Annotated in this window: 23 protein-coding genes; 5 read left to right on the forward strand and 18 right to left on the reverse strand. The window is 65.4% G+C overall.

The genetic code is table 11. The annotated features are described in order from the left end of the window. Position 1 precedes the first annotated feature (1 nt). From AC1DGD_RS21535 to AC1DGD_RS21575, 9 genes are all read right to left on the reverse strand, one after another. Positions 2 to 1,132, reverse strand: a complete 1,131-nt coding sequence (locus AC1DGD_RS21535; protein ID WP_476858191.1) for a phosphotransferase — start codon at positions 1,130 to 1,132, stop codon at positions 2 to 4. Beyond that, positions 1,129 to 2,448 (reverse strand): phosphotransferase family protein, encoded by a 1,320-nt coding sequence (locus tag AC1DGD_RS21540; protein ID WP_476858192.1) that lies wholly within the window; start codon positions 2,446 to 2,448, stop codon positions 1,129 to 1,131. Before AC1DGD_RS21540 ends, AC1DGD_RS21535 begins: the two co-directional genes overlap by 4 nt. Beyond that, positions 2,445 to 4,331: an ABC transporter ATP-binding protein gene (locus AC1DGD_RS21545; RefSeq protein ID WP_476858193.1), complete on the reverse strand. Its 1,887-nt coding sequence runs from the start codon at positions 4,329 to 4,331 to the stop codon at positions 2,445 to 2,447. The genes AC1DGD_RS21540 and AC1DGD_RS21545 overlap by 4 nt, the downstream gene beginning before the upstream one ends. Beyond that, positions 4,328 to 5,503, reverse strand: coding sequence for a glycosyltransferase (locus AC1DGD_RS21550; protein WP_476858194.1), 1,176 nt, complete (start codon positions 5,501 to 5,503; stop codon positions 4,328 to 4,330). Before AC1DGD_RS21550 ends, AC1DGD_RS21545 begins: the two co-directional genes overlap by 4 nt. Then, positions 5,500 to 6,720: a glycosyltransferase gene (locus AC1DGD_RS21555; protein ID WP_476858195.1), complete on the reverse strand. Its 1,221-nt coding sequence runs from the start codon at positions 6,718 to 6,720 to the stop codon at positions 5,500 to 5,502. The genes AC1DGD_RS21550 and AC1DGD_RS21555 overlap by 4 nt, the downstream gene beginning before the upstream one ends. Next, complete coding sequence (locus AC1DGD_RS21560; protein WP_476858196.1) at positions 6,707 to 7,939, reverse strand: glycosyltransferase family protein; 1,233 nt, start codon at positions 7,937 to 7,939, stop codon at positions 6,707 to 6,709. Before AC1DGD_RS21560 ends, AC1DGD_RS21555 begins: the two co-directional genes overlap by 14 nt. Before the next feature lie 302 nt (positions 7,940 to 8,241). Next, entirely contained in the window at positions 8,242 to 9,774 is a 1,533-nt protein-coding gene (locus tag AC1DGD_RS21565; RefSeq protein WP_476858197.1) for a sensor histidine kinase, read from the reverse strand. Positions 9,775 to 9,818: 44 nt separating this feature from the next. Next, positions 9,819 to 10,484 (reverse strand): response regulator transcription factor, encoded by a 666-nt coding sequence (locus AC1DGD_RS21570; RefSeq protein ID WP_223913445.1) that lies wholly within the window; start codon positions 10,482 to 10,484, stop codon positions 9,819 to 9,821. A gap of 483 nt (positions 10,485 to 10,967) precedes the next feature. Further along, a complete protein-coding gene (locus AC1DGD_RS21575) occupies positions 10,968 to 11,903 on the reverse strand; it encodes a serine hydrolase (RefSeq protein ID WP_476858198.1) in 936 nt (311 codons plus the stop codon). 136 nt (positions 11,904 to 12,039) lie between these two features. Here AC1DGD_RS21575 and AC1DGD_RS21580 point away from each other — a divergent pair, with 136 nt between their 5' ends. Beyond that, on the forward strand, positions 12,040 to 12,960 hold the full coding sequence (locus AC1DGD_RS21580; protein WP_476858199.1) for a 2-hydroxyacid dehydrogenase: 921 nt from the start codon (positions 12,040 to 12,042) through the stop codon (positions 12,958 to 12,960). A 32-nt stretch (positions 12,961 to 12,992) separates the two neighbouring features. On the opposite strand, the gene AC1DGD_RS21585 is transcribed toward AC1DGD_RS21580, so the two are convergent. Next, positions 12,993 to 13,616, reverse strand: coding sequence for a dihydrofolate reductase family protein (locus tag AC1DGD_RS21585; RefSeq protein WP_476858200.1), 624 nt, complete (start codon positions 13,614 to 13,616; stop codon positions 12,993 to 12,995). A gap of 88 nt (positions 13,617 to 13,704) precedes the next feature. Then, the gene (locus AC1DGD_RS21590) at positions 13,705 to 14,067 is read right to left on the reverse strand and encodes a VOC family protein (RefSeq protein ID WP_476858201.1); all 363 of its coding nucleotides are present in this window, start codon (positions 14,065 to 14,067) and stop codon (positions 13,705 to 13,707) included. A 168-nt stretch (positions 14,068 to 14,235) separates the two neighbouring features. Here AC1DGD_RS21590 and AC1DGD_RS21595 point away from each other — a divergent pair, with 168 nt between their 5' ends. The 3 genes from AC1DGD_RS21595 (at position 14,236) to AC1DGD_RS21605 (ending at position 19,256) form a co-directional block, all read left to right on the forward strand. Further along, a complete protein-coding gene (locus AC1DGD_RS21595) occupies positions 14,236 to 15,288 on the forward strand; it encodes a DUF6994 family protein (protein WP_476858202.1) in 1,053 nt (350 codons plus the stop codon). A gap of 171 nt (positions 15,289 to 15,459) precedes the next feature. Next, positions 15,460 to 17,202: an ABC transporter ATP-binding protein gene (locus tag AC1DGD_RS21600; protein WP_476858203.1), complete on the forward strand. Its 1,743-nt coding sequence runs from the start codon at positions 15,460 to 15,462 to the stop codon at positions 17,200 to 17,202. Continuing rightward, positions 17,199 to 19,256, forward strand: a complete 2,058-nt coding sequence (locus tag AC1DGD_RS21605; protein WP_476858204.1) for an ABC transporter ATP-binding protein — start codon at positions 17,199 to 17,201, stop codon at positions 19,254 to 19,256. Before AC1DGD_RS21600 ends, AC1DGD_RS21605 begins: the two co-directional genes overlap by 4 nt. Positions 19,257 to 19,377: 121 nt before the next feature. Here AC1DGD_RS21605 and AC1DGD_RS21610 read toward each other — a convergent pair whose 3' ends face one another. The 6 genes from AC1DGD_RS21610 to AC1DGD_RS21635 all read right to left on the reverse strand — a co-directional run bounded on the left by AC1DGD_RS21610 (position 19,378) and on the right by AC1DGD_RS21635 (position 24,572). Next, on the reverse strand, positions 19,378 to 19,740 hold the full coding sequence (locus AC1DGD_RS21610; RefSeq protein WP_476858205.1) for a hypothetical protein: 363 nt from the start codon (positions 19,738 to 19,740) through the stop codon (positions 19,378 to 19,380). A gap of 33 nt (positions 19,741 to 19,773) precedes the next feature. Further along, positions 19,774 to 20,583: a hypothetical protein gene (locus AC1DGD_RS21615; protein ID WP_476858206.1), complete on the reverse strand. Its 810-nt coding sequence runs from the start codon at positions 20,581 to 20,583 to the stop codon at positions 19,774 to 19,776. A gap of 8 nt (positions 20,584 to 20,591) precedes the next feature. After that, entirely contained in the window at positions 20,592 to 21,707 is a 1,116-nt protein-coding gene (locus tag AC1DGD_RS21620; protein ID WP_476858207.1) for a GmrSD restriction endonuclease domain-containing protein, read from the reverse strand. Between the two features lie 130 nt (positions 21,708 to 21,837). Then, entirely contained in the window at positions 21,838 to 22,755 is a 918-nt protein-coding gene (locus tag AC1DGD_RS21625; RefSeq protein WP_476858208.1) for a XamI family restriction endonuclease, read from the reverse strand. Next, the gene (locus AC1DGD_RS21630) at positions 22,721 to 24,355 is read right to left on the reverse strand and encodes a class I SAM-dependent methyltransferase (RefSeq protein ID WP_476858209.1); all 1,635 of its coding nucleotides are present in this window, start codon (positions 24,353 to 24,355) and stop codon (positions 22,721 to 22,723) included. The genes AC1DGD_RS21625 and AC1DGD_RS21630 overlap by 35 nt, the downstream gene beginning before the upstream one ends. Continuing rightward, complete coding sequence (locus tag AC1DGD_RS21635) at positions 24,345 to 24,572, reverse strand: hypothetical protein (RefSeq protein ID WP_476858210.1); 228 nt, start codon at positions 24,570 to 24,572, stop codon at positions 24,345 to 24,347. The genes AC1DGD_RS21630 and AC1DGD_RS21635 overlap by 11 nt, the downstream gene beginning before the upstream one ends. 299 nt (positions 24,573 to 24,871) lie before the next feature. Here AC1DGD_RS21635 and AC1DGD_RS21640 point away from each other — a divergent pair, with 299 nt between their 5' ends. Further along, positions 24,872 to 25,732, forward strand: coding sequence for a DUF6602 domain-containing protein (locus AC1DGD_RS21640; protein WP_476858211.1), 861 nt, complete (start codon positions 24,872 to 24,874; stop codon positions 25,730 to 25,732). A 325-nt stretch (positions 25,733 to 26,057) separates the two neighbouring features. Here the strand turns inward: AC1DGD_RS21640 and AC1DGD_RS21645 are convergent. After that, positions 26,058 to 26,519, reverse strand: a 462-nt coding sequence (locus AC1DGD_RS21645; RefSeq protein ID WP_476858212.1) for a TetR family transcriptional regulator, incomplete at its 5' end; no start/stop codon positions are given.

Genomic DNA, 26,519 nt, shown 5'->3' on the forward strand with positions numbered 1-26,519 from the left:
ATCAGCTCCGGGATCCGAGGGGCCGGCTGCTGGCCAGGACGGTGGATCCGAAGGACTGACGATGCCTTACCCGGTCCTCGAGAACGCGGGTCGCCAGCGATGAGCCCGAAGGGAGCGAAGAACAGGCCAGTCGCAGCCAGCGTGCGTCCGAGTAGGCATCGAACCGATCCGGACTGACCTGCAATTGCTCGGCCACGGCCAGCACCTTTGTGTGGGCCTTAAGGTATCGCGCCGGCGTCAGGTTACTGCGCCACATGCGCCGCTCCAGATGGAAATCCAGGTAGGCGAGGTCGCGGGCGGCCTCGGCCCGGGCAGTATCGTCGAAGTCCAGCAGTCCGAACGGGGACCGGCCGTCGCCAGCGATGATCTGCCGGTCATGCAGGTCTCCGTGGGCCCATACCAGCGCGTCCGGTACCGAGCCGAGCAGGTTCGCCGTGACGTAATCTGCCATGGCGATCAAGGTGCCGCGTTGGGTGGACAATTCCGGAACATTCTCTGTGTGGCGCAGCCATAGTTTCAACCAACGGGCCACGCCCCTCGCTTCCACCTCCGGTGAATGGACCGGCAGGGCGCCCAGAACGGTTCGTCTGCTGACGTCAGACGCCGCGCTCAGCTGGGCGAGCCAGGCGCTGGACCATTCTTCCCATGCGCCGGCAAACTCCTTGTCGCCGATCGTGACGTAGTCCTCGCCGATTTCGCCGAGCGTCGGTCCGGAGAGGGCGCTCAAAACGAGGGTGTCCGGGGAGCTCTGAAGCACCTCGGGCGCCGTAAAGGCGCCGGCGTCCAGCAGGAGGTCCATCTGGGCGTACCGTTCGGCCGGGACCGCGGCCCTGCCGGGCCGGAAGACCTTGATGTAGCATCCCTCCGCCCGGATGATCGCCCGCGTGTAGGGCCAGTGGGAAATGATTTCCCCGCGCTGTCTTTCGGTCCGAAGGGCCGGCAGTTCGGGATCGTCCTCCGGCAGGATCTCAAAGTGGCCATGGCTCAGATGTGCTCCCCGAACGCCGGGCCGTTCCGCAGTCACGACCTCAAGCAGGTATTCTCCGGGTTCTTTATCGGGCCACGCGTTGTGGACGCGCCACGGGGTGCCGGCGTCGTCGGTGTATTTCCAAAGCGGTGGGTGCCAGCTCATGCGATCAACTCCAGGGCCCGGCGGATATGCCAGCTCGTGTCGGCCGGCCAGTCGCTGGCCCGGTTCCTGAACGGGTCGACGCTGTTCAGGAACAACCGGAAGGCCGCCCAGGTCTCCACCCTGGCCTGCGATACGTGCCCGCCGGCCTCGCGGTAACCGTCGATCAGCTGGGCCGTCTTGCGGCCGCCGGCGACGGGCCCGACGCCGGCGGGGTCTGCGATGTCCTCCACCGCGGCAAAGGACCCAAGGTCCCTCGCCGGGTCGGAGGTTGTCACGCGGTCGAAATCGATGATGCGGATGGCCGGGCCGTCCACCAGTACTTGGTCCGCCGAAAAGTCACCATGGACCATCACCGGCTGTTGCCTTCGGGGGCCGGCGGCGCCGACAGCTGCCAGGAGCCGGCCGGTGAGCGCGTCCACCGGAGCCTCGAGCCCGGGGAGCAGGCAAGTGATCATGGACCGCGTGGCCATGAGCTGGCTTACAAGGTCCTCCATGTCCGCCATCGGGTCCGCTCCGGTTCCCGCGTCCATTCCATGGATCGCCGCCAGGGCTTGGCCGGCCCGGTAGGCGGCCGGATCGTTGTCGACGCCGCCCAGGTCTCCGTGGCCCCAGTCCGGGGAGGCGCTGATGCCGTGCGCGGCGCATTCCGGGTCGGCGAGTTCGGGCAGGACCGGGATGCCGTGGCTCTGAAGCCGCTGCCGCAGGCGGAGGCCTTCGGCAGCTTCGTCAGCTTGGACGGCGGTCTTGACGACGACGGGCAGTGTCGCCGATGGGATCCTGACAACGAGCCTGCGCTCCGGGTTGTATCTCAGCACGCTGACCGGGGGGTCCAGGAAGCGCCCTGCCGCGGGGAGCGCTCCGAGCCGTCCGAGTCCGTGGTCCCGGAGCCACCGCAGGTTGGGGCGCAGCGGCCAGTCCTCTTCGATGGGGCCGACAGCCACGACGACGTCACCGTGCGGACGGTCGGGCTGGACAAGCCGGATGCCGCCGTCGCGCTTTTGCGAGCTGTCTGCCCGCTGCTGCAGTTTCCCGACGTGCTCCGGTGTTGTGGTCAATGCCCAGCCGTAGCTGCCGGCGCCGCTGCCGTAGCTGCCGCTGCCGGCCCGGCGGAAGGCGACGAGGGCGGAGGTGTGCGGTTTGTAGCGGGTCCTGATGATCCGGACGCTTTCGCCCAGGAGCTCTGAGAGCAGCTCGTCGTCGAGCACCCAGTTCAGGCCAGGGATCCGGGGGTCCCGGGCCGCCAGGGCACGGTCGGCGTCGCGCCGCTGCGCCTGCAGCCACTCTTCCTGCAGCCTTAGTCCCTGCGGGGTGCTCATGTCGGCACCTTGAACAGTTCACCCGGCTCGGGGGTCTGCTGCCTGTGGACCCAGCCGGCAAAGCGGGAATCCGGATCGGCCAGCAATGACTGCGGCGGCCCGTCTTCCAGGATTTGGCCGTCTTCGAGCCAGATCACCCGGTCGCACGATTGGGCCGAGTTGACGTCGTGGGTGATCGTGATGGAGGTCCGGCCCTCGGTGAGTGTGTCCAGGGCGCTGAGGACCGAATCCCGGGATGCCGGATCGAGCCCGGCGGTCGCCTCGTCCAGGATCACGATCGGGGCCTTGCGGAGCATGGCACGGGCGACGGCCAGCCGTTGACGCTGGCCCCCGGAAAGATTGTTGGCCGCCTCGCCAAGGACGGTTTCGTAGCCCTGGGGCAGCGCGCGGATGAAACCGTCGGCCTGGGCGAGGGCCGCCACAGCTTCGATCTCCTCATCGGTGGCATCGAGGCGGCCGAACCTTATGTTCTCCCGGACGGAGGTTCCGAACAGCACGGAGTCCTGGAGCAGGATGGAGACGTGGGCGCGGACGGAAGCGATCTTGAGGTCCCGCAGGTCCTCGCCGCCGAGGCTGACACTCCCCTTCCACGGGTCCACCATCCGAAGGATCATGCTTGCCAGTGTGGACTTTCCGGCCCCGGAGGGCCCCAGAACGGCGCAGTGTTGACCTGCCGGTATGGTCAGGGTGATTCCCTTGAGTACCGCGGTTTCCTCGAAATGGCCGGCCCAGACGTCATAGAACACAATGTCCGGGTGCGGGTTCCTGAGGGCGACGGCGTGCGGTGACTCGGGCACGTCACTCTGGGCCTCAAGCAGGTCCGCAACCCGTTCCCCGGAGGCCGTCGCGCGGGCGATGCGGCTCGTGTACCTGGCCACATCCTTTAGTGGCCTCAGCCCGGTTTTCAGGTAAGTGAGGAAGACGACCAGATCACCAGGGGTCATCACGTGCTGCATCACCCTCCATCCGCCGGCAGCCAGGACCACCGCCGTCGCGATTCCCGTCAGGACGTCGGTCTTCCGTTGCAGGCTGGCGGCCAGCCGCAGCGTGACCACGCCGGAGCCAAGTGCCGACTGGTTGCTCTTACTGAAGCCCGAGCTGAGGGTGTCTTCGAGTCCATACGCCTGGACTTCGCGCATTGCGCCCAACGTCTGGGCGGCGGTGGTGGCCAGGGCGCTTTCACCCTTGCGTGACTTGCGGGCCGCGGTAGTAATCGATCCCGAGTTCTTGCGGGACACCAAAACGAATATCCCGATGGACAGGAACGTCACCAGTGCGATCAAAGGATCGAGCCAAAGCATAATGAACATCATTGCTATCAGCGACACGAAATTGCCGATGAGGGGGAGCCCCGCAGTGACGGCCACATCCTGCAGCCGGGACACGTCTCCGACGAGCCGCTGGACAGTGTCGCCGGTGGAGGCGCGGCTGTGGTGGCGCATCGACAGGCCCTGGAGGTGGCGGAAGGTTCGGGCGCGCAATTCGGAGGAAATCCGGGTACCCACCAGGGCAAACGAAATCGCGGACACGTAGCCGGCCACGGCCCGGATCAGGCAGATGACAACCACCGCGCCGGCGCAGAGGAGCAACACCTCCGCGCTCGCCTCCACGCTGAGCGGGGACCTGCGCAGATTGGCGCCGAGTGAGTGTGAGACGGAGTCCAGGACGATTTTCACCGGCCACGGCTCAAGAAGCCGGAAGAGGATTTCCACGGCCATAGCAATGAATCCCCAAGTGATGAGCAGCCTGTGCCCGCGCAAATGCGGGCGGACGCACCGCAAGGTCCGCCGCAGCGGTGAGAGTTCAGCCGGTGCGCTGGTGCGGGTCCGTCGCCACAAGGTCCGCCAGCTGCGGGGGTGCGAATGCCTGGCAGTGGTGGTCATTGCCTGGCCAGTCTGCGTGCAGGCGGCAGCGCCCCGGTGATCCGGGACAGCACCCCGCTCCAGCTGAACCGCTGCACGGCGTCGTTGCGGGCCTCGAGCCCCAGCCTTTCCCGCAAATTCGGGTCTTGGCCGAGCCGGAGGAGGGCGTCCGCGAGCGCGGCGGGGTCCCCGGGCGGGACGAGGATCCCGGTGCGGCCGTCCTGGATGATGGACGGGATCTGGCCCACGGCGCTCGCGATCACAGGCAACCCGGCCGCCATGTACTCAAAAACCTTCAGCGGCGAGAAGTAATCGTCCTGGCCAGGTCCGTCCGGGGGATAGGGTGCGGCGGCGGCGTCGAATTCTGCCAGGAGGCCGGGCACCGCAGCCGGCGCGACGGGGCCCGAGAAAACCGTCGGCACGCCGAGGGATTCGGCGAGGCGTTCGAGGTCCTGCCGGCCGGGGCCGTCACCCACCACATGGAGCTGCCAGCGCAGGCCCGGGTCGGCGGTCTGCTGGTTGGCCAGGGCGACACCGTGCAGCAGGCCGGGGACACCGTGCCAGGGCTTCAAGGTTCCGACGAACCCGACGGTGAGGTGGTCCGGATTCCGGCGGCCGGGGCGGCGGGCCGTGATCCGTTCGACGTTCACTCCGTTCGGCGCCAGCACGGTCCTGGCGGTCGGCACCCGCGCCCGCACCCAGCGGACCACGGGATCCGAGACGCAGGCCACGACGTCGGCCGTCGCGGCGTTGCGGCGGAACACCGTCTCAGCCTTCTTCACGTCGAGCAGCTGGCGGTACCGCTGCTGCTCCTCGATCAGCGGAGCATTGACCTCCAGTACGGACGGCACGTCCAGGATGCGGGCCACCACGGACAGCGCCGGGCTGAACAGCGAATAGCGCTCGTAGAACAGCCCGCAGCCGTTGCGCAGGACCTCGTCCGCCAGGCCCAGCGCGGCGTCCTGGACCGCCCGTTCCCGCGCGGAGGCGGGGACCGATTCCGGTTTGACTTCGACGACGTCGAGATCGGCAAGATCGCTGGGCCGCTCGGTGCCGAGCAGGGTGCAGTAGACGGTGACGGCGGCGCCGGTGCCGCGCCACGCCCGGACGATTTCCTGGACATGGACGGAGGAGCCCTTGGTGCCGAAGACAGGAACGCCGGGGTCGGCGCAGAGATAGGCCACGCGGGTCATGCGACTCTCCTTTCAGAACGGGAGAGGGACCTCAGGAGCTCGGCCTGGCGGTGGACGTCGTAGTCCTCCTCGATCAGGGCGCGGGCGTTGCGGGACATGGCAAGCCTGTCCGTGGCCGGGGAGCCGAGCTGGCAGATGCCGCGGGCCAGGGCGTGCGGGTTGCCCGGCCGGACCAGGACCCCGGTGGAGCCGTTCCGGACTACTTCGGGGATCCCGGTGACGGACGTGCTGACGCAGGGGACGCCCGTGGCCATGGCCTCGAGCAGGACCGTAGGCATGCCGTCCGCGTTGCCGTCGGCGCCGACCACGCAGGGCGCCACGAAGACATCGGAGGAGTGGAGCAGCTCGTGGACCTGGTCCTGGGTCTGCGGGCCGAGGAGGCGGACATGGGCGCCGAGCCGGAGCTGGCCGATGCCGGCCTCCAGTTCCTCGGCCATGAGCCCGGTCCCGGCGATCCGGAGGTCCAGTTTGACCCCTTGGTCCAGCAGTTCGGCGGCCGCGGGCAACAGATACTGGAAGCCTTTTTTCTCCACCAGGCGCCCGACGGCGGCGATCCGGAGGGTGGCTTCGAGCGTCCGGGGCTCCCGGTACGGGAAGCGCTCCAGCTCCAGGCCGTTGCGCACCAGATGGAGCCGGGCCGTCGAGGACGGGAAGCGGCGGCGCAGGTAGCGCATGTTGTACTGGCTGATGGTCACGGCGTGGTGGGCCTGCTCGAGCTTGAGCCGCAGGTCCTCGTCCTGGACCGATTCATGGAAGATATCCACCGCGTGCGCGGTGAACGAGAACGGGATGCCGGTGATGAGGGACGTCAGCCGGGCCACGGTGGTTGATCCCGAGGCGAAGTGGACGTGCATGTGCCGGATGTTGCGGTTCTGCAGCGCGGTGGCCAGATTGATGGCCTGCACGGCGTCGTCTGCCGAGGCGGCGGCGAGTTCGCCCAAATTCCGGCCGACGGCGGCTGTGAGCCCGGCCGCGTCGGCCATCCGGAGGCTCTCCCACAGGGCCACAGTCTTGATGGGGCGGTCAATGTACGTCACCGGTGCCTGGACCCGGGCGAGCTCGGGGTGGAACCGGGGGTCGTCGGTGGGACGGAGCGAGAAGATTTCGATCCGGTCCCCGGCGGCCTCGCGGGCCAGGATCTCCGAAACGATGAACGTTTCGGAGAACCGCGGGTACATCTTCAGGACGTACGCCGTCCCGGGTTCAAACGGCGACACGGCTGGCACCTTTCACGCTCGCTGCGGCATCGCTTTCGTCCGCGCTGAATTGTTCGGCACTGGCCCGTTCGGCGGCGACTTGATCGGCACCGTCCCGATCCGCTTGGGTCAGCTCGGTAGTGGCCAGCGGCCGCAGCAGCTCGGCGGCCAGCTGCGGAACCCGGATCAGGCCGTCCAGCACCGCACGACGGCGGTCCACGGTGGTGCCGATCCGGGCGGCCAGCCAGGCCGCCAGGATCTCCGGCGTCAGCGTGCCAATCTCGTGTTGCTCCAGGTACCCGGCCGCGGCGAGGGACTCGGCCCGGATCCGCTGCTCGGCGCGCGACTGCGTGCGGGGCACGATCAGGGCGGGGACAGGCGTGCTCATGATTTCGCACACCGTGTTGTAGCCGCCCATGGCCACGACGGCTCCGGCGTGCCGGATGTGGAACACGATGTCATCGACTGCGGCGACCACTTTGACGCCGGGGCGGGCCCGCTGCCGGAGGTCGTTGAGCTGCTCGGCGGGCATCTGCGGCCCGGCGACCACGAGGTGTCCCAGCCCGTCCGGGACCGGCGTGGCGACGGCGACGCGGGCCAGGGCATAGCCGTCCGAGCCGCCGCCGACCGTCGTCATGCAGTACTGCCCGGGCATGCAGCTGGTGCCGGAGGCCGAAGGGCGCCCCACGGCGAGGTAGCCCGTGTACCGGATGAGCTTTCGGAGGGCGAACGGTATTTCGCCGGCGGCTACGGGGTCGTGGACTGCGGGATCGCCGTAGACCCAGATGGCATCGAACAGGTCCTTCACCACGCGGGGACCGCCCACCCTGGCCCATTCGGCGAGGGCCGCGGCGGGCGAGTCAAGGACCTCGCGGAGGCCCAGCACCACGCGCACGGGCCCGGCGGTGCGGGCGTGGCGCAAGGCTGTTTCGAGTTCGCCATGAACGCCCGTGGCGTGCCGGTCCACCACCACGAGGTGGGGGGAAAAGCCGGCGAGTGTTGCCTGCAGCAGCCTGGCCCGCAATGGCACGAGCTCCCCCATGGGCAAGGTCAGGTTCCGCGGCAGGTAGCCCGCGGAACCCTTCGCCACACCGGGAAGGAGCACCCAGTCCCACCCCTCGGGCAACCGGAACGCCGGTGCGAGGGCTGTGCCGGTGATGAGGATTCCGGTGACGGGGCGGCCGATCAGCCCGGGAAGCTGATTGTTCAGCGCGTGGGCCAGTGCCAGATTCCGACGCACATGTCCCAGGCCCACTGAATCATGTGAGTACAGCACTATCCGCAGTGGCTCCACAACAATCCTCCCCCGCCCCCGGTGCCCCCGGACACGGTCGCGATCGCGACTGTGTCCGGGCAGGTGCTGTCTGATGTTAAGCATCAGCGTGCGCCCCGAGAGTGAGGGTGGGATGAGGGGAAGATTAAGGATTCCTCATCCAAGGGCCCGCGTTTGCAGGCGCCGCGCTTAGGCACGGGCACGGCCGGGAGCCGGCAAGGTCAGATGCGGGCACCATCAGGTGCGGGCTCGATCAGACGCGGACCAGGTCAGACTCGGACCCCGGAGGACTGCAGGGGGATCCGGATCAGGAACGTGGCCCCGTGGCCGTATTCGGATTCCACCGTGGCCACGCCCCCGTGTGCCTGGGCGATGGCCGCGACAATGGCAAGGCCCAGTCCCGAGCCCTCCACGCCGCGGCCCGTGTGCGCCCGGCCGAACCGCTCGAAGATCCGTTGCTGGTCCTCGGCGGCGATGCCGATCCCGTCATCGCGCACCCACAGCACGAGGGTGTCCTGCGGGGGCAGCGAGGTGCCGTCGTTCGCCGTCGGGCGCTCAATCCGGGAGCCGAGCGCTATTGTGGAGGACGGCCCGGTGTACTTGACGGCGTTCGCGGCGAGCTGGACCAGTGCCTGGGTGAGGCGCTGCGGATCCGCCTCCACCACGTAGTCAGCTCTTTCATCGATCTGCCAGTGCCGGTCGGCCAGGACGTGCACCTTCTCCATGACCTGATCCAGGAGCTCCGGGACCCGGACGGGTTCACGCTGGATGAAGCCGATCTCGCCGGAGTTGGCGAGCAGCAGGAGGTCGTCCACCAGGCGCTGCATCCGGTCCACCTCGTCCAGCAACACGTCCCTGGTGGCTATAACATCGTCCGGGTCATCGACCGTCACGAGCTCGAGGTGCCCGCGGAGAATGGTCAGCGGGGTCCGCAGTTCATGGCCGGCGTCGTCCAGGAACTGCTGCTGTTGCTGGGCGCCCTCATCGAGTCTTTCCAGCATGGTGTTGAAGGTCTTGGCAAGCAGGGTGACGTCGTCCTCGCCCTTGCGCACCGTCACCCTTTGCGTGAGGTCCTCCGGGCCCACCGCCCGGGACGTCTCGCGCATACGGCGGAGCGGATCGAGCAGCCGGCCGGCAACCACGCTGCCGATCACCGCGGCGGCCAGGAGCATGCCGAGGGCCACCAGCGAATACGTCCGGACCGAGCTGGCGTTGTGCTCGCGTTGATCGCCGGCGTCCCGGCCGACCAGGAAGAATGTCCCGGGGGCGCCCTTCATAGGCACCACGACTGTCCTGAGTGGACGGCCGTCCGAGTTCAGCTCGCCGAAGGACGCGCCGGCCGGGTTGCTGAGCTGGGCAGCATCGGCCAACATGCTGTTGTTCAGGAGGTTGCTGTCTCCGTTACCTTCAACGGTCCATGCCACATGCCCATCCACTATCCCTGCCATGACCTCGTTGCTGCGCGGCTCGATATCCTCCGCGGCCTCGTGAAGGGCGCTGACGTACGTCCTGTTGGCGTAGTCACCGGACGTTTTCTTCTTTGTCTGGACGACCTTGACCACGGCATTCGCCTTGTCGAGAACCGCCTGGTCGGTCCTGGCATCAGAGTCCTGGAACTGGACCACGAACGTGACCATCCCGGCTGTGACCACCCCGGCGAGCATCATGCCCAGCATGGCGGCCACCACCCGGAAACGCACCGAGTGGATCTTTGCGCCCCAGCCGGACGGGTCCTGGGTTTCCGCCTCAGGGAAGGCACCCGCCGGCGCGGCCTGGCCGTCTTCACTGGGATGTTCATCCAAGGTGGCCACTCTGTTCCCTTCCTGCGCGGATCAGCTTGCTGTGCCTAGCTGAGGCGGTACCCGGCGCCGCGGGTGGTGAGGATCCGGTCCGCGCCGAGTTTCATCCGCAACTGGCGCACGTACACATCCACCACGTTGGACGTGCCGTCGAAGTCGTAGCCCCAGACATGGCTGAGCAGTTGCTGCCGGCTCAGGACCTGCCCGGGGTGGAGCAGGAACATTTCCACCAACGCGAATTCGCGGGCGGAGAGCTCCACCATCCTGCCGTCGACGCTGACCGAGTGGGTGAGCAGGTTCAGCTCCAGGTGCCCGTAGCGCATGACGCTTCCCGCCAGCACATCGCCGGTGTCCGACTTGCGGATCCGGGCCTTGATGCGGGCCACGAGTTCCTCGAAGTGGAAAGGCTTGACGATGTAGTCGTCGGCGCCGCCCTCCAGCGCTGCGACGGTGTCGCTGGATGATCCGCGGGCCGTGAGGAAGATGACCGGGATGCCCACCTGGCCGCGGCGCAACGCCGCGAGGACGGCGTACCCGTCCAGGCGGGGGAGTCCGATGTCGAGGAGCAGGAGATCAAATTCGCCGCTGGAGGCGTAGTCCACGGCCGTGACGCCGTCGGCGACCACCGTGGGCACGTAGCCAGCCGCGCGCAGGCCCTTTTCGATGAAGCGGGAGATGCGTTCTTCGTCTTCTGCAATGAGGATGCGGGTCAAGGTGACTCCCTGGACAGCCCGGCTCCGGAAGGCTCCCCTAGCCGCGCATCTGCACGGTCCTCTTCGCGGGATCCTAGGCCTGCTCCAATACTGCGGCGTCTCCTACATGTGACTGGGAGGAATTCCGGGGCCCCAGCAGCCTCGATCAGCCCGGAGTGCGGGCCGGACCCGTGCCCCGTTGTGTGGGGCCGGCGGTTGAGCTGGTGCGGACCCGTCAGGGCGGCGCGGCGGGACGTGCTGGACCGCGCGCTGGACAAGAGGCCCCTGCGTCGGGGCGACTGAACGTTCTTGATTCAGAAGGAATGGACATCTGGTGCTCCTCCAGAGGACGGCCCCACGGCGTGGGGTTCCATCGGGCAGCTGCGGCTGAGACTATTCCCGCTTCTTTCATCCTGCCCCCGTAATGGAGCCTGCGCCACCTCTGATCGGTTGATTTTCAGCCTGTTAACAGCTCACTCGCAGGAGCAGGCCCCTGCCGGCCCGCTATTGCCCAAAAAGCGCGCCTGTGAGCTGGCGAGTCAGGTCGTGGATGAGGTCCAGGCGGTCCGCACTGTCGGCGTCGTCCGGGCCCCACGTGTAGATGACCACCGCGTAGGAGCGGTCGGCGGCGCTGAGCAGGGCGGCGTCGTGGACGTAGCCCTGCACCACGCCGTACTTGTGGTGGACCGTGATGCCGGGCGCGACGGCGGTCGGGATGAGGTCCTCGTCATTGGTCTGCTGCATGTAGCCGAGCAGCTCCGCGGTGTGACCGGCGTTGAGCAGCTTGCCCGTGGTGAGCTGCGCCAGGAGCCGCGCCATGTCCGTCGGTGCCAGCAGGTTTTGTTCGGGATCGTAGGTGATGCCGAGGGTGGCGGCGTAGGCGGTGAGGTTGGGGTAGCCGATGTCCCGCATCAGCAGGAGCCATGAGTCGTCGCTGCTGGTGTTGATCATGGCTTTGAGCTGGAACGCGGCATTGAACGCGCCCAGGGGAGCATCGAGTGACTTATCGCCGGTTTCCACAAGATGGTAGTAGGCGGCGGCCGTCAGGACCTTCGCGGTGCTCGCCGCCGTGTAGGGTGCCACGTCGCCGTAGCTCTGCAGCTGGCCGTCGCGGGTGTCCAGCACGGCGACGCCGATCCGGTGATCGGGGTGCGCGCCGATGATCCGCTGCATCTCGGCGGGAAGGTCGACGGCGGCGGCCGCCGGGGCTGCCGGTGCGGTCTCCGCCGGGCCCGGCTCCTGCTGCCAGGCGACGGTCAGGACGTCACCGGTCAGGAAGTCGCGGGTCAGGAAGTCACGGGTGTGGGAATCACTGCCGGGTGCGGTGCGGATCGCGCCGAGGACCACGACGGCGGCCAGCACCAGCACGGCGGCGGCCCAGACGAGCACCACGTTCCTGCGGTGGGTGGGAGCGGCCGGCCGGGGGCCCGGATTCGTCATGTACGTGGGCCTTTCCGGACTCGACTGGGTGGTGCCTCCGACGTTAGGCCGGGCCGGGGGCGAAGTCCACGGAGCGCGCGGGGCGCGGCCCAAGTGGGACAAAAATCCCAGATGCGGGTCCACTACGCTGGCATTCATGACCCGGAATATTACTGTCAGCCTGCCGGACGCCGCGCTGCGTGAGTATCTTCAGCCGCACCCGGACGTCACCGTCCTGGAGTGGGACCTCGCCGATGAGCCGCCCCTGCCGCGGATCGACATCGTGGTCCCGCCGTACATGGGCGGCCCGGAGGTCTTGCGGAGCCTGGCAGCGGTGGACACGGCCCTGGTGCAGAGCCAGTCGATCGGGTACGACGGCGTGGCGGAGTTCCTGCCGGCCGGGCGGGTCTTCGCCAACGCGTCCGGCGTGCACGAGACCTCCACCGCGGAGCTGGCGCTCGCCCTGATCCTCGCCAGCCAGCGCGAACTGCCCCGCCTGATCCAGAACCAGCAGGAAGGACGGTGGGACGCCCGGCCCACGGCCAGCCTGGCCGACCGCCGCGTCCTGATCGTTGGCTACGGCGGGGTGGGCAAGGCGATCGAAGACCGGCTGCTTCCGTTCGAGACCACCGTGACCCGGGTGGCCAGCACCGAACGGACCGATGGCCGCGGCCGGATCCACGGCATCGCCGAGCTGCACACGCTCCTGCCGGAGCACGACATCGTGGTGGTGGGGGTTCCGCTCAGCGACTCCACCCGGCACCTGATTGATGACGCCTTCCTCGCGGCCATGCCGGACGGCGCCCTGGTGGTGAACGTGGCCCGCGGCCCGGTGGCGGACACGGAGGCCCTGGTCCGGCACACCGCTTCCGGCCGGATCCGCGCCGCGCTGGACGTCACTGATCCCGAACCCCTGCCGCAGGACCACCCGCTCTGGCGGACCCCGGGCGTCATCATCAGCCCGCACGTGGGCGGCGCGAGCTCGGCGATGCGCCCGCGGATGGGTCGGCTGCTGCAGCGGCAGATCGAGATCATGCTGGCGGGCGAGCCGCCGGCGAACGTGGTGCTGAACGGCTAGTTGGGCGCGGGCAACGGCTGGGGCGTGTCGCTTTAGCCCTCCTGGGTTACGGCCGACATGTCGCCGACGCCAGGGGTGCCGTCGGCGAGCGCGTAGCGCTGCAGCACCGCGCCCTTCGGTGAGGCGACGACCGGCTCGATGAGCCTGAGGTTCGTCGGAACCACCCCGTCCGCGAAGACCTTCTTTCCGCCGCCGAGAAGGATCGGATACACCCAGAGCGTGAGTCGGTCGAAGAGCCGCTCGGCGAACAGGGTCTGCACGAAGTCGAGGCTGCCGATCACGTGGATGTTCTCGTGCCGGTCGCGCAGTTCGCGCACGGCGGCGACGATATCAGGACCGAGGAGCGTGGAGTCGGCCCACTCGAGGGCCGGCGTCCCGCGCGAGGCCACATATTTCGGGATGCGGTTGAACAGCCGCGCGATCTCACCGTTGGCGTGCGGCCAGTATCCGGCGAAAATGTCGTAGGTCCGGCGCCCGAGCAGCAGCGCTTCCATCCCCGTCATCCCGGAGGTGACCTGCCCGCCGACCACCTCGTCGATGAGGGGCGCCTGCCAGCCGCCAAACGCGAAACCGTCGGCAGGGTCCTCGTCCGGGCCGCCGGGCGCCTGCGCAACGCCGTCGAGGGTGGTGAACAGATCGATATGGATGAGTCCCATGCCGTGCTCCTTCTCCGTCGCCCGTCGTCGCCGCGGCGACGGGATCACTTCGAGGCTGGCACACCGTTCCCTCGCGAAGCAACAGGTTTCAACGGCTTCCGGCGGTGTCCACCACGCAGAACCTGTTGCCCTCCGGATCGGCCAGGATCACGTAGTCGGCGTCCGCGGGCCGCTTGCTCCATTCGATCCGGGTGGCGCCCAGGCCCAGGAGGCGCTGCACCTCGGCGTCCTGGGTGTCCGTGTAGAGGTCCAGGTGCAGGCGCGGCGGGATCTGGACGGCCGCGGAGACCCGGTCCAGGGAGATGCACGTGCCCACGCCGCCCGGCGGCTGGAGGATCACGAAGTCGCCGTCGGGCGCGTACCGGGGCTCGTAGCCCAGGGCGGCCTGCCAGAAACTCATCTGGCGTTCGAGGTTGTCCACCCGGATGACGATTGAGCCAATGCGCAGCATCCGCATCAAGCTACACCCGGGCCGCAGGCCCGGCAAGCAGGCCGGCCGGGCAAGCAGGCAAAGCGGATGAGCCACGGTCGGGTTGCTCCGACCTGCAGTCTTGTGCGGCGCGGTGGCATCGGCGAGGATGAACGCGACAGCCGTGCTGCGAAGAGGGAGTCCACCCGAATGACCAAGTATCAGATCTCGTTTCCGAGTGCCGCCAGGGTTGTCCCCGAGGAAGAGTTGCGGGCCGCAACGGAGGCGGCGCACGCGGTTGTCCAGGAGGCGAAGGACGCGGGCGTCTGGGTGTCCGGCGGCGGCATCGATGAGAGCCTTCCGCCCGTCATGGACGACGCCGACGGGAGCGTCCGCGCGGGTACTTACCCGCAGACTGCGCAGTTCCATGGAAGCATCGTGGTGCTGGAGCTGCCCTCGTACGAGGCGGCCTTTGAGTGGGCGGCGAAGATTGCAGCCTCGTGCCGTAGTGCGCGACAGCCGCCCGTCTTCCAGGACGGCCCGGCTGACGTGGGCGATCCGAAAGAGATCGACGTAACCTTCGACTTCCGTTCCGACACGCCCGCAGGCAAAGATCCGGATAGGTTTAGCCCAGCCCTCCGCAGTACCCATCGGAGGCTCTGGGGCAGGCCCGTGCCGAATGGTGCGCTGTTCGACCTGGACGTAAACAACCCCAACCGATACCTCTATCACGAGTCCGACTTGGGCCGATTCTTTCTGTCGAGTGACGCGATCATTCGGACCTTCTGCCGGCACCCAAGGGCCGCTTCGATCATGGCGCACATTCCGGAGGCAGAGCAGGAAGCCTTTAGCCGGCAGGGCTACACCATCGGCGGGATGATCGTTTTCCCGGGCAACAGGGTCAACAACAAGCAGACGATCAATCAGCGCCGAGGCACTCACCCCCGCATCGCCGACCGGTTTGACCTGACTCTCGAGTGCATCCGGCGTCACTATCTCCGCCAGTCCAGCCCGCTGGCCGACACCTTGGAGCTATACCCCGAGTTCTTCGGCTTGTTTGGCGACTTCCGTGGCTACGTGGACTTCTTTCTGCTCCAGGACCTGGTAACGGAGGACTACGCCAGCGTCCGGTTCTTCCTGCCGTTCGCCGATTTCACGACTCGTGCCATACCAAAGACCCTCGATGAGTATCTGCTCTACCGGCAAGCCAGCCTCGAGTTCGTGGGTGCACGGAACGCTCAGATCGCTGACTTCTGCGCGTAGCCAATATCGTCTTCGAAGCCACCACCTCGGACAACTGCCCCTCAGGCATCGCCGCAGGCCCGCCCCCGATTCGCCCTCAGAGGAACCCGGCCCACTCCCGGGTTCGGGACGTAAACTGACCCTCACATCGTTCTGTGTGAGACAGTCTGTGACGCGTGAAGTGGAGACCGGATGCTCTGGAAACTGCTCGTCGAATACCTGAGGCCGCAGCGGCGGCTGCTGCTCGCCGTCGTCGTCTTCCAGCTGGCGGCTTCCATTGCCTCGCTGTACCTGCCCACCCTGAACGCGGACATCATCGATCAGGGCGTGGCGAAGGGCGACACCGAGTACATCCTGCGCATCGGCGGGCTCATGCTGGCGGTTACCCTGCTGCAGGTCATCTGCACCGTCGTGGCCGTGTACTTCGGGGCGAAGGCCGCGATGGCACTGGGCCGGGACGTCCGGGGCGCCATCTTCAGCCGGGTCGCCGCGTTCTCCGAGCAGGAAGTCACCCGGTTCGGCCCGCCCAGCCTCATCACCCGCTCCACCAACGACGTCCAGCAGGTCCAGCAGCTGGTCCTGATGTCCGCCACACTCATGGTCACGGCGCCCATGCTCTGCATCGGCGGGGTGATCATGGCCATCCGGCAGGACCTGCAGCTGTCCTGGCTGATCGCCGTCAGCGTCCCCGTGCTGCTGGCCGCGGTGGGTTCGATCATCATCCGGATGGTGCCGCTGTTCCGGGTGATGCAGGCCCGGATCGACACCGTTAACCGGGTGCTGCGCGAACAGCTCACCGGCATCCGGGTGGTGCGGGCCTTCGTCCGGGAGGACGTGGAGACGGCCCGGTTTGCCCGCGCCAACGAGGACGTCACGGACACCGCGCTGCGCGCCGGCCGGCTCATGGCGCTCGCGTTTCCCACCGTGATGCTGGTGCTGAACGTCTCCAGCACGGCCGTGATCTGGTTCGGCGCGTTCCGGATCGAGGACGGCTCCATGCAGGTGGGGACCATGATCGCGTTCCTCAGCTACCTGATGCAGATCCTGATGTCGGTCATGATGGCCACGTTCATGGCGATCATGATCCCGCGCGCCGCCGTGTCCGGGGACCGGATCGGCGAGGTCCTCGGGACCGAATCCAGCGTCCGGCCGCCGCTGCGCCCGGTTTCGCGCGCGGCCGGGCGGGCAGCCCGTGGCGAGCTGGAGATGCGCGACGTCGGATTCGCCTACCCGGGCGCCGAGCAGCCGGTGCTCCAGGACGTTAACTTCACCGCCCGGGCGGGGCAGACGACGGCGATCATCGGCAGCACCGGCTCCGGCAAGACCACCCTGGTGAACCTGATGCCGCGGCTGTTCGACGCGACCTCCGGCTCGGTCCGGATTGACGGCGTGGACGTCCGCGAGCTCCACCCGGACCTGCTGTGGGGGCACATCGGCCTGGTCCCGCAAAAGCCCTACCTGTTCTCCGGCACGGTGCGCAGCAACCTGCTCTACGGCAAGCCCGATGCCACCGAGGACGAGCTCTGGCGGGCCCTGAGGATTGCGCAGGCGCAGGATTTTGTGGAGGAGCTGGAGGGCGGGCTGGATGCGCCGATCTCGCAGGGCGGCACCAACGTCTCCGGCGGCCAGCGGCAGCGGCTCGCGATCGCCCGGGCGCTGGTGAAACAGCCCGAGCTGTACATCTTTGACGACTCCTTCTCCTCGCTGGATACCGCCACGGACGCCCGGCTGCGGCAGGCACTCAAGCAGCACACCGCCGGGGCCACCATGGTGATCATCGCCCAGCGGGTCTCCAGCATTGTGGACGCGGACCGGATCCTGGTGCTCGAGCGCGGCAGGATCGTCGCGCACGGCACGCACGAGGAACTGCTGGCGACCTCGGAGACGTACCAGGAGATTGTGAACTCCCAGCTCGCAGCGGAGGAGGCAGCATGAGCCGCACCGACAAGGCGCCGACGCCGGCCCCCGCGCCCGCGCCCGCCGGCGCTCCCGCGGCTCCCGGTTCGGGGGTGGCACCAGCTGCTCCCGCCGCGCAGACCCCCATGCGCATTCCCCGCCCGGCGGGCGGACCCGGCCGCGGCGGCCCGTTTGCCGGGATGAACATCCCGGCGGAGAAGGCGATGAACTTCGGCCCGTCCGCCCGGCGGCTGCTGGGCGAGCTGCGGCCCGAACGGCTGTGGCTGGTCCTGGTCCTGGTGCTCGCCGTCGTCGGCGTGACGTTCTCGGTGATCGGGCCCCGGCTCCTGGGCGAGGGCACCAACCTGATCTTCGCCGGCGTCGTGTCCAAGCAGTTGCCCGCCGGAGAGACCCAGGCCCAGGTGATCGCCCAGCTGCGCGCCGCCGGGCAGACCCAGCAGGCGGACATGCTCAGCGCCATGACGCTCACGCCCGGCACCGGGATCGACTTCACCGCTCTGGCCACCGTGCTGCTGTGGGCGCTGGTGCTGTATGTCCTGGCCTCGGCGTTCGGCTGGATGCAGGCGTACATCCTCAACGGCGTCGTCCAGCGCACCGTCTTCCGGCTGCGCGAGCGGATCGAGGCGAAGATCAACCGGCTGCCGCTGCGCTACTTCGACTCCGTGCAACGCGGCGAGCTGCTCAGCCGGGTGACCAACGACGTCGACAACATCTCCCAAAGCCTGCAGCAGTCCATCAGCCAGGCCGTGACCTCGGTGCTGACCGTGGCCGGGGTGCTGGTGATGATGATCCTGCTCTCGCCCACGCTGGCGCTCATTGCTCTGGTGACGATTCCGCTGACCCTGGTGACGACGGCGGTGATCGCCAAGCGCTCCCAGAAGCTGTTTGTGGCCCAGTGGCGGCACACCGGCGAGCTGAACGGGCAGATCGAGGAAACGTACACCGGGCACGCGCTGGTGAAGGTGTTCGGCCGGCAGCGCGAGGTGGAGGAGCGGTTCCGGCAGAAGAACGTGGAGCTGTACCAGGCGAGCTTCGGCGCGCAGTTCATTTCCGGCCTGATCATGCCGGCCATGACGTTCATCGGGAACCTGGTCTACGTGGGGATCGCCGTGGTGGGCGGCCTGCAGGTGGCCTCCGGGGCGATGCAGCTGGGCGACGTGCAGGCGTTCATCCAGTACTCACGGCAGTTCACCCAGCCACTGGCCCAGCTGGGCTCCATGGCGAACCTGCTGCAGTCCGGGGTGGCGTCGGCCGAGCGGGTCTTTGAGCTGCTGGACACCGAGGAACAGGGCCCGGATCCTGTCCCGGCTGTCGCGCCGAACGGCGGCCGCGGCCGGCTGGTGTTCGAGGACGTCTCCTTCGCCTACTCGCCGGACAAGCCGCTGATCACTGACCTGAGTCTCGTGGCCGAGCCGGGCCAGACCGTGGCCATTGTGGGCCCGACCGGTGCGGGCAAGACCACCCTGGTGAACCTGATGATGCGTTTCTACGAGCTCGACGCCGGGCGGATTACGCTCGACGGCGTGGACGTCACCGCGATGACGCGCGACGGGCTGCGCTCGCGGATGGGCATGGTGCTGCAGGATACGTGGCTGTTCGGCGGGACCATCCGGGACAACATCGCCTACGGCCGGCCCGGCGCCTCGGAGGACGAGATCCTGGAGGCCGCGAAGGCGACGTACGTGGACCGGTTCGTCCGGTCCCTGCCGGAAGGCTACGACACCGTGCTCGACGACGAGGGCGGCAACGTCTCGGCAGGCGAGAAACAGCTGCTGACGATTGCCCGGGCGTTCCTGGCCCGCCCGTCTGTGCTGATCCTGGACGAGGCCACGAGCTCGGTGGACACCCGCACCGAGGTGCTGGTGCAGAAGGCCATGAGCGCGCTGCGGTCCGACCGGACGAGCTTCGTGATTGCGCACCGCCTCTCCACCATCCGCGACGCCGACCTCATCCTGGTGATGGAGGCCGGGCAGATCGTGGAGCAGGGGAGCCATGCTCAGTTGCTGGCCGCGGGCGGGGCATATGCCGCGCTGTACGCGGCGCAGTTCGCGGCGCCGGTGGCGGAGGTTTAGGGGAAGCTGGTCCATTGGGCCACAGGACGGGACGATCCATGGTGCGACAGGAAGAGTTGTCGTGGTGGTGTGACTTAACAGATGGCGCTTTCGATTGCTGTCTCTGTTCAGAGAGTCCAAATTAGAACGTCAGCCAGACCGAGGAGTGACAGTGGCCGAGCGCCGACCTCGGCATGGCCAACTCCTTCAGCCAATCGGTGTGTCCCGTGCGTCCTTTTCGCATGGGGAGCCGGGTCTTCGCGCCGTAGAACTCGTGCACACGAGTGTCGGTGAGAGGCACGATGTGCAGCCGGCGCCGGAGCAGAACATAGGAAACGGTAATCGCTTTCCACCATTTGACCGGAATCGAGGCGGTGTTGGCTGCAGCCAGGCTTTCGATGGCGTGCCCGGCCTGGGTGAGTTCATCGTAAAACTTAAGAATCGACGTCCCGCAAGTCAGCCTACGCTTTGTCGGACGATCGACGAAGGCGCCGTGCGGGTCCATCACCGTCAGCCAACAGCGGATTTACCCTTGGCGCTAAATCTTGCGCCTCCATAGAGTGTTGCTGGCATGTTTGTGGCTGCAGGAGTCACAACGTTGCGGTTGGTCGCAGTTCATGCAGGACCCGAGCTTCGTTCCTTCGGCGACGCTACGCGAATTTCCACATGCCTTGCACGAGTATGCTCCGGCTCTAGGAGAGTCCGTCGGTTTGAAATCACGTTCGGGAAGTAGGTGTGTGTCGGCTTCTGTTTCAGTGTGGCAGGTTAGCGCCGTAGCCAGTGCGCGGATGCGAGCAAGCGCGATTTCGCCTTCCTGTTCCTGGCCCAGGATTGAGGTCAAGTAGTCGGCAGGTCTTCGCGATGGATACCTCTTCTTGGTGGCCAACGCAACGAAATTTTGATGCGCGGGGCCACTGGAATGCGCAATTGCGTTCCGCACCACGATCCACTCACTGAGCAGCATCCTGTCTTCGGATCTGTAATCGAGTCGTGAGAAGGGACTTCCGTCCATAAGAGATGATGCCTTTTTGGACAGCTCCTGGAACCTTGAAAGTGCAATGAATTTGCCGTCTGGTGCCACTAGGTCCCGCAAAAGATTCGGGTCGTCAGCTGTCACCTTCGGAAGGACCCCCTGGATTGCTGATGTACCCTGCAGGCATTCGTGCAGGAGGTCTTCAACGAAAGTCTCGAACAATGCGACGATGCGCAGATGAACGAGCTCAACGACGGAGTCGAGCGTCGATTGGCTCAGCTGACTCTTGCGGCGTGCAGCATTTGCATCTTTCAGTACGCTCTGTAGTTCCTTGATTTCGTGCAGGAAAGAGTCCCGCAAATCCGTACCTGACATTCCGCTACTCAGTCGTTGGCGATGAGGTCGCGCAGAAAGCGGATGCGGAGCTCGCGGTTTGCCTTGTGGGATGTTGCGCTTCGAAGGGCGCTTAGCTCGTCTTCCCGTCCTTTATCCTTCAGTTGCCTCTCTGCTCGGTGGAACGCATCCCGGACTTGCGATGGCGTTGGGCGTGCATTCCCGAGGGCAACTGAGTCCTCTTGGGCGGAGCGATCAACATCACGCCGGCGTCCGGCGAGGTCCTGGACATCGGCCCCAGACACTACGGCGAAAGCGGCGTACAGCCATGTGGTCGACCGGAAACGTTTGGGAACAGGTCGATCGGAGTCGTCCCCATACACCTCTTCGAGGTAGTCCATGACGCCAGAGAAGCTGTGTGTCAGGTCGTCCTCATGGGGAACCTGGTCGTCGTATTCGGCGTACAAACGATCGATGTCGGAGTAAGACCTTCCTCTCACACCCTCAAGCAGGAGGCCCAACAGATCGGACGTTTGCTCGACTTCGAGCATTTGAGAGGTCTCCTGAAGTGTGAAGACTCCCCACTTAATCCAGCGCTGATACTGTGCATAAGCAAGGTCGTAGCTCAAGTCTTTGAAGGCGCCGAAGAATTTCGCGTTACGAAGCTCTTGTTTGTTCAGCTTCATTCCGGTCGTATTCATGCGGCGAAAGATCTCCAAGACTTCAACGTTGCTCATTGACGCCGGCAGCACATTCACCGACAGAGGAGTCTGGAGTATGCGTTGTCGAGTTTCTTGATCGAGCTCCGCAAAGGTTTTCCCACCATATTCGGGGTTGTCCTTTTTAGCGACGGTGAACTTATCGGCATCGTTGTAGTCAGGAAGGCAGGACGGGTCCAGGTAGCTCAGTACGGTTCGTAGCCGCTGCTGACCGTCCACGACGTCGCGGATCGTGCTGGAGTCTTCAAGATTGATCCGATTCGTCAAAAAGATGAGTGGAATCGGGTACCCTCTCAGGATCGAATCGATCAGGAGGCCCTTGGCACGAATATTCCACACAGACCGCCGCTGGAAGTTGGGATTCAGCACGAGGGCACCATGGCGTTGCCACTGTAGGAAGTCCCCAATCGTGTACGTTGTCTTGTCGACGTTACTTTCCGGAATCATCGCGGGCTCTCTGTGGTGACGAATGTGTGCCTCGTCATCTTAGTTGTTGGAGTGCAGACGTTCGTCTTCTGACCGGTCAGTTTGCGGGCGACGTCGTTGCTCCTGGCAGTGCTGGGTCATCTTTGCGCTCTCAGCCACGGGTGGAATCAATCCAGGCGGTCATCTCACCAAGGTCATGGGACCACCAAATGGTGAGACCAGCGGATTGGGCGTCAAGGAGATTCTTGGGATTGAAGACTCCTGCGATGGTTACAGCGGGAACGACTAGGGCTTCTCCAAACTTCGTAATCCAGTGAGTGGCCTTTCCGCCAGCTTCGTGGTTCACCCGCTTGTAGGAGTTCACCGCCGAGTTGCTCGTCTTGCACTCAATGGGCATCACGCGTTCGTCCCAGAGTCCGACGATCACGTCGGCTTTCTTCCCGACGAAACTGGATTCCCCGCAGAACTCCCCGGGCTTGGGGGCCCTGCTAGGCGTGGATATCGTTCGGGCGGCGACCTCCACGAAGCCGATTTCTCGAAGTGCATTCTTAACGCGGGTTTCCTGCAATATCTTGGCTGAGTTTCGACGAGCGGTTTGGGTCTTCTGGGTCGCAATAATAGCGGTGGTAGCCACGACCGCCGTATGGCGCTCGATCTCAGTGGGTTCGCGATCCTCTGCAACCCAAGGAAACCTCATCCGGTCCAGAGTTGGCCAGAGCGTGTCCAGTACTCGTTGGACTGAATCCTGTTCGCCCTTAAGCGCTCTTCTGAACACGTCCTTTCCGGCCAAATTCTTGAGGTCATCGTCCGAGATAGGGGGCGCAGCTAAGTACCGGACGACATCTCGATAGCGCTTCTCCGAGAGTATGGGCGAAGCATCGCCGGCCATGAGCTTAAGATCGAGGGTTGCTTCGAGCGCATTCTCGACATGGACGAGTGAGTCTGCATATATCTCCAAGTAGAGCTCCAAGGGTTCGGTAGCTCTACCATCGCGGAACTGCTCGACAGCTACGTCGGCATCGGCACGAAGCCGATCAAGTGCCCATCGGGCTGGATTTTGATGCGTCATAATGCATAAGACTACCGAGGTCTGGAATAGTAAGCCGCTCCATTTCTTTGGGTTCGAATTTTGTCAGGCCTCCAGCGTAGGTTCGGCCCTGTCCCATTGCCACCGAGGTGCTTAGATATCTCGCGAGGGCTCCGAGTTCTTCTTCGCTCATCGGTTGGCGAGGATATATCCCGTGCGCAATATTGATGTGTCGAGCTGCTACTTCGTTTCTTACGAAGGCGGGAGGCCGACGTGCCATGTAGGTGGCAAGGATAGGTGCGGGCGATTTCAATCCGACCGACCACCAGGTCTTACGATTCTTCGCGACGTAACCCTCATGGACTGCGTTCTGTTTGGCTATCTTCAAGAACCTGTTTATCTTGCGCCTGTCCGCCTGATCAAGCTCATCCAGGTCATGTGGAAGATCAATGACCTTTCTCAGCTGATCGGTCGTGGCCAGCACAGAGCCGGCGGCGAAGAGTTCTCGGGCTTTGGTCACGGATGGGAAAAGTACAGAGTCGGGGAGGTCAACTTCTTGGCCAGCAACCCAAGTTGCGTTGGCGCCAGTCACCTGCCCACGGTGCACTCGCGCAATTTCTCCCAGTTCGATGTAACCGGCTGGTACCTTCGTTCTCGTTCGGACAAAGACCGACCAGCGCGGCGCTTCAACAAGTCGTGCTCTGGCAACCGGGCTGGCGCTCCTACGAAGTGGGTCGAGGTCCTTTAGGTGTGGGACGGACCGAAACCCTATGGACTGTGTCGGGTTCCCGATGCGGAACTGAACAACCGCTGCGGTGGTCGCCGTTCCGTCAAATGGAGCCGCTTTGGGTTCGACCACGTGTATCTCTTCACCACCCAAAATCTCGGTGAGCAAGTTGCGAATGATTGATCCGTAATTCACGTCGAGCCATTCGGCAGACGTGACGAAGCAACCGACGTCCCCTGGTCGTCCAAGCGCGCTCGTTGCCAAGTAGAAGTAGGCGTGCAGCCCAGCAAGCCCGCTGATCTTTTGCCCTGAACTCCCTGCGACTCTCTGTGCCCAGGCCTTGTTCTCGGGGGCGATGTTGTGGTGGCGAAGATAGGGAGGGTTGCCGAGGAAGGCGGTCTTGCCGTTAATTTCCGGCAGCTGTATCTGCGTGTAGTCAGCATGCTTAACTTGAACTGAAGCTCCACCACAGACAGCGGCTGCAGCTCTTGTCATCAGAGTCGCCAAGGGGTCGAGGTCCACGGCAACAATACTCATTGAAGGATCTCTCCGCAGAACTGCGGCCGTGTAGCGTCCTGAGCCCGAACCAGCATCAACGACGCGCTCGACGTCCTGTTCCATCGTCCAATCGACCATTGGTTCCACGATGGCTTTTGGAGTGTAAATAGCGCCAGCTGAGCGTCGTTCATCCGCACTCCGCAATTCATAGAAAAGCTCGCCAAGAGGATCGCCCCCCGAGAGAATGCTCTGCCGAGCTCCCTCCACGTCCTTGTCAGATATGGCCAAAGCATCTGCCTGCGAAGCAAGAAGTTCCTGCTCTTCAGCGGAGAGGGGTCCACCCCATCTTTCAGCACCGAGGCGGGCTGCCAAACCAACCACGAATTTTTGAACTTCAGTTTTAGTGTCAGCGGTCATTTTCATCTTTCAAGCGGAAAACTCCTCGGCTGACGCGAATGAAATACCGCTCGTCCTGAAGCGCGCTGCGGTAGGAAGATTGAGGCGCCTCGCCAACGGTCGGTGCCGTACCGTCGCGGATTTCGCGGATCGATGCGGTTTTGTTGACGGCGAACCTAAGGTAGTCCCGCATAGCGGACTTCAACTCGTTGTGCCGCCGACGGGTCTGCTCGATCAAAGTCCTAACACTCTCCGCTCTATCACTCACCAAGTCGACCGTATTGCGTCGACTGCAACCATACCCCAATTGAAGCGACACAAGAATCAGCGCGAAAGCCGCTCAATTCAGTATGCAGCACGGCACCGACCAGAACTGGCCTGCCACATGAAGGGGGCAGCTTAGGCCGGCGTACTGATGCCGGGCAGCTACGTGCGGAGCCGCTCCGTAGATGCCGGAACCGGACCGGCAAAGCTGTCCGCGACTCGCCTGCCGCGGCCTTCGCCCTCTGGAGCTACGAAATCGTGCATGATCATCCAATGGCGATAAAAGGCACTGGAAGCGAAAAATTTCAGCACACTCTGCGAACGGCTGAAGACAGTTTGTGGGTCTCCTTTCAGGATTCACGCCTTTATGCGCAGAGGGGGGACATCGGGGATCCCAGGGAGGACGCCCTTGCGCATTTTCTCGGTCAGCGCCTACCTAGCCGTTACGCCGTAGCAAGCGGTGAGGTGGTCGACACGAATGGGACGCAGTCTGGTCAGACGGACATCCTTATCTACGATCGGAGCGTGACGGCGCCGCTGACTCACGGGCGAAACGTAATTCTTCCAGCTGAGGCGCTTCTTGCCGCAGTGGAGGTCAAGTCTCTTCTCACGCTGGACGAGATCAAGAAGTCCATCGGAGGGATCAAGGCGCTCCATACTCTGAGGCCATGGGACGCGCCGTACGGGGTTGTGAATGGAACAAACGGCAACGTAACCGATCCTGACCTACCCCGCATTTTAACATCGGTTTTCGCCTATGAATCGAATCTCGGAAAGTCGGATTGGGAGAAGAAGGAACTCAAACGAGTGCGGGACACGTGTACTCAGGTCGGCATGCCGGTTCCGTGCCTCGATCGCGTTGTGGTTCTTGACCGCGGACTTATTAACCCCGCCTACGGCAAAGCGCTGATTCCAGGTGAGAAGGGAGTCCTAGGGCATTGGTTCTTCAACCTTGTAAACTTCCTGGCGCGCGAAGCTGGCCGCCGCCGATCATTTCCCTGGAACGACTACCACGGGCCCGCAGGCAGGGCATGGATCACGGTCGATGTCCATAAATTTGACGCGCCCGCTGCTCGCCGCGCCACGGCCTCTGAGCGTGGCCAAGCCCGCAAAAAGCTGTACCGGGACCACTAATAGGGGCGCCTCCCAAAGGGCGGTGAACTGATGACTTACCTTTGTCCGGTTCATGAGACCCAATGCAATTGCAGATTTCGTGTCCGGTTGCCTGGCTCGAGCACCAAACAGTTCCGCGGTCTCGGCGGGCATGTATCGGCGCCCCTTCGTGAGGGGCATCAGATGGGCTACCTGGCACTTGGCCAGCTTGAGTTGTCTGCCGCGGAGCCAGCCATCGGATTTGGCGACCTGCATGCCGCGCAGGTGCAGGCAGGCGCGCGAATGTGCAGTCCTCGCCCGGCCCGGGCCCGGGCCCCGCGGCCAGTAGGTTGTGTGGTCCGACGACCTAAGCCTCCGCCACCCGCAGCACCCCCACCGCCGCCACCAAATAGGGCGCCGGATCCGGATCCGTCCCGGCGGCCCACTGCATCCAGGCCTCGAACGTCGCGCCGATCAACGCGGCGCACAGATACCCCGCAACGTCCTCGGGGACGCCGGCTGACACCAGGTACGCCCGGGTCCGCTCGCGCTGCGGCGCCAGGGACTCGTAGCTCCGGCTGGCCAGCTCGGGGTGCTCGGCGATCAGCCGCAGCCGGCCGCGCGTGACCGCCAGGTCGGTCAGGACAGCAACGCCGGCGACCGCCGCGTAGCGCAGCCCCGCCAGGATGTCGCCGTCGGGACCTTCAACGCGGGCCGAATCCAGTACCAGGCCCGAGGCCTCGACCACCGGTTCCATGCCGCCCCAGACGAGCTCGGCCTTGCTGGAGAAGTACCGGTACAGGCTCTTGCGCCCGATTCCCGCCGCGCG

Source organism: Arthrobacter sp. 05T45 (assembly GCF_056395875.1).

Bases quoted from the DNA above. Each gene is read 5' to 3' on its own strand.
- AC1DGD_RS21550 (WP_476858194.1), bottom strand. From the start codon at position 5,503: ATGACCCGCGTGGCCTATCTCTGCGCCGACCCCGGCGTTCCTGTCTTC.
- AC1DGD_RS21620 (WP_476858207.1), bottom strand. From the start codon at position 21,707: ATGATTCCGGAAAGTAACGTCGACAAGACAACGTACACGATTGGGGAC.
- AC1DGD_RS21580 (WP_476858199.1), top strand. From the start codon at position 12,040: ATGACCCGGAATATTACTGTCAGCCTGCCGGACGCCGCGCTGCGTGAG.
- AC1DGD_RS21615 (WP_476858206.1), bottom strand. From the start codon at position 20,583: ATGTCAGGTACGGATTTGCGGGACTCTTTCCTGCACGAAATCAAGGAA.
- AC1DGD_RS21600 (WP_476858203.1), top strand. From the start codon at position 15,460: ATGCTCTGGAAACTGCTCGTCGAATACCTGAGGCCGCAGCGGCGGCTG.
- AC1DGD_RS21535 (WP_476858191.1), bottom strand. From the start codon at position 1,132: ATGAGCTGGCACCCACCGCTTTGGAAATACACCGACGACGCCGGCACC.
- AC1DGD_RS21630 (WP_476858209.1), bottom strand. From the start codon at position 24,355: ATGACCGCTGACACTAAAACTGAAGTTCAAAAATTCGTGGTTGGTTTG.
- AC1DGD_RS21585 (WP_476858200.1), bottom strand. From the start codon at position 13,616: ATGGGACTCATCCATATCGATCTGTTCACCACCCTCGACGGCGTTGCG.
- AC1DGD_RS21540 (WP_476858192.1), bottom strand. From the start codon at position 2,448: ATGAGCACCCCGCAGGGACTAAGGCTGCAGGAAGAGTGGCTGCAGGCG.
- AC1DGD_RS21610 (WP_476858205.1), bottom strand. From the start codon at position 19,740: ATGGACCCGCACGGCGCCTTCGTCGATCGTCCGACAAAGCGTAGGCTG.
- AC1DGD_RS21575 (WP_476858198.1), bottom strand. From the start codon at position 11,903: ATGACGAATCCGGGCCCCCGGCCGGCCGCTCCCACCCACCGCAGGAAC.
- AC1DGD_RS21625 (WP_476858208.1), bottom strand. From the start codon at position 22,755: ATGACGCATCAAAATCCAGCCCGATGGGCACTTGATCGGCTTCGTGCC.
- AC1DGD_RS21590 (WP_476858201.1), bottom strand. From the start codon at position 14,067: ATGCTGCGCATTGGCTCAATCGTCATCCGGGTGGACAACCTCGAACGC.
- AC1DGD_RS21545 (WP_476858193.1), bottom strand. From the start codon at position 4,331: ATGACCACCACTGCCAGGCATTCGCACCCCCGCAGCTGGCGGACCTTG.
- AC1DGD_RS21605 (WP_476858204.1), top strand. From the start codon at position 17,199: ATGAGCCGCACCGACAAGGCGCCGACGCCGGCCCCCGCGCCCGCGCCC.
- AC1DGD_RS21595 (WP_476858202.1), top strand. From the start codon at position 14,236: ATGACCAAGTATCAGATCTCGTTTCCGAGTGCCGCCAGGGTTGTCCCC.
- AC1DGD_RS21640 (WP_476858211.1), top strand. From the start codon at position 24,872: ATGGCGATAAAAGGCACTGGAAGCGAAAAATTTCAGCACACTCTGCGA.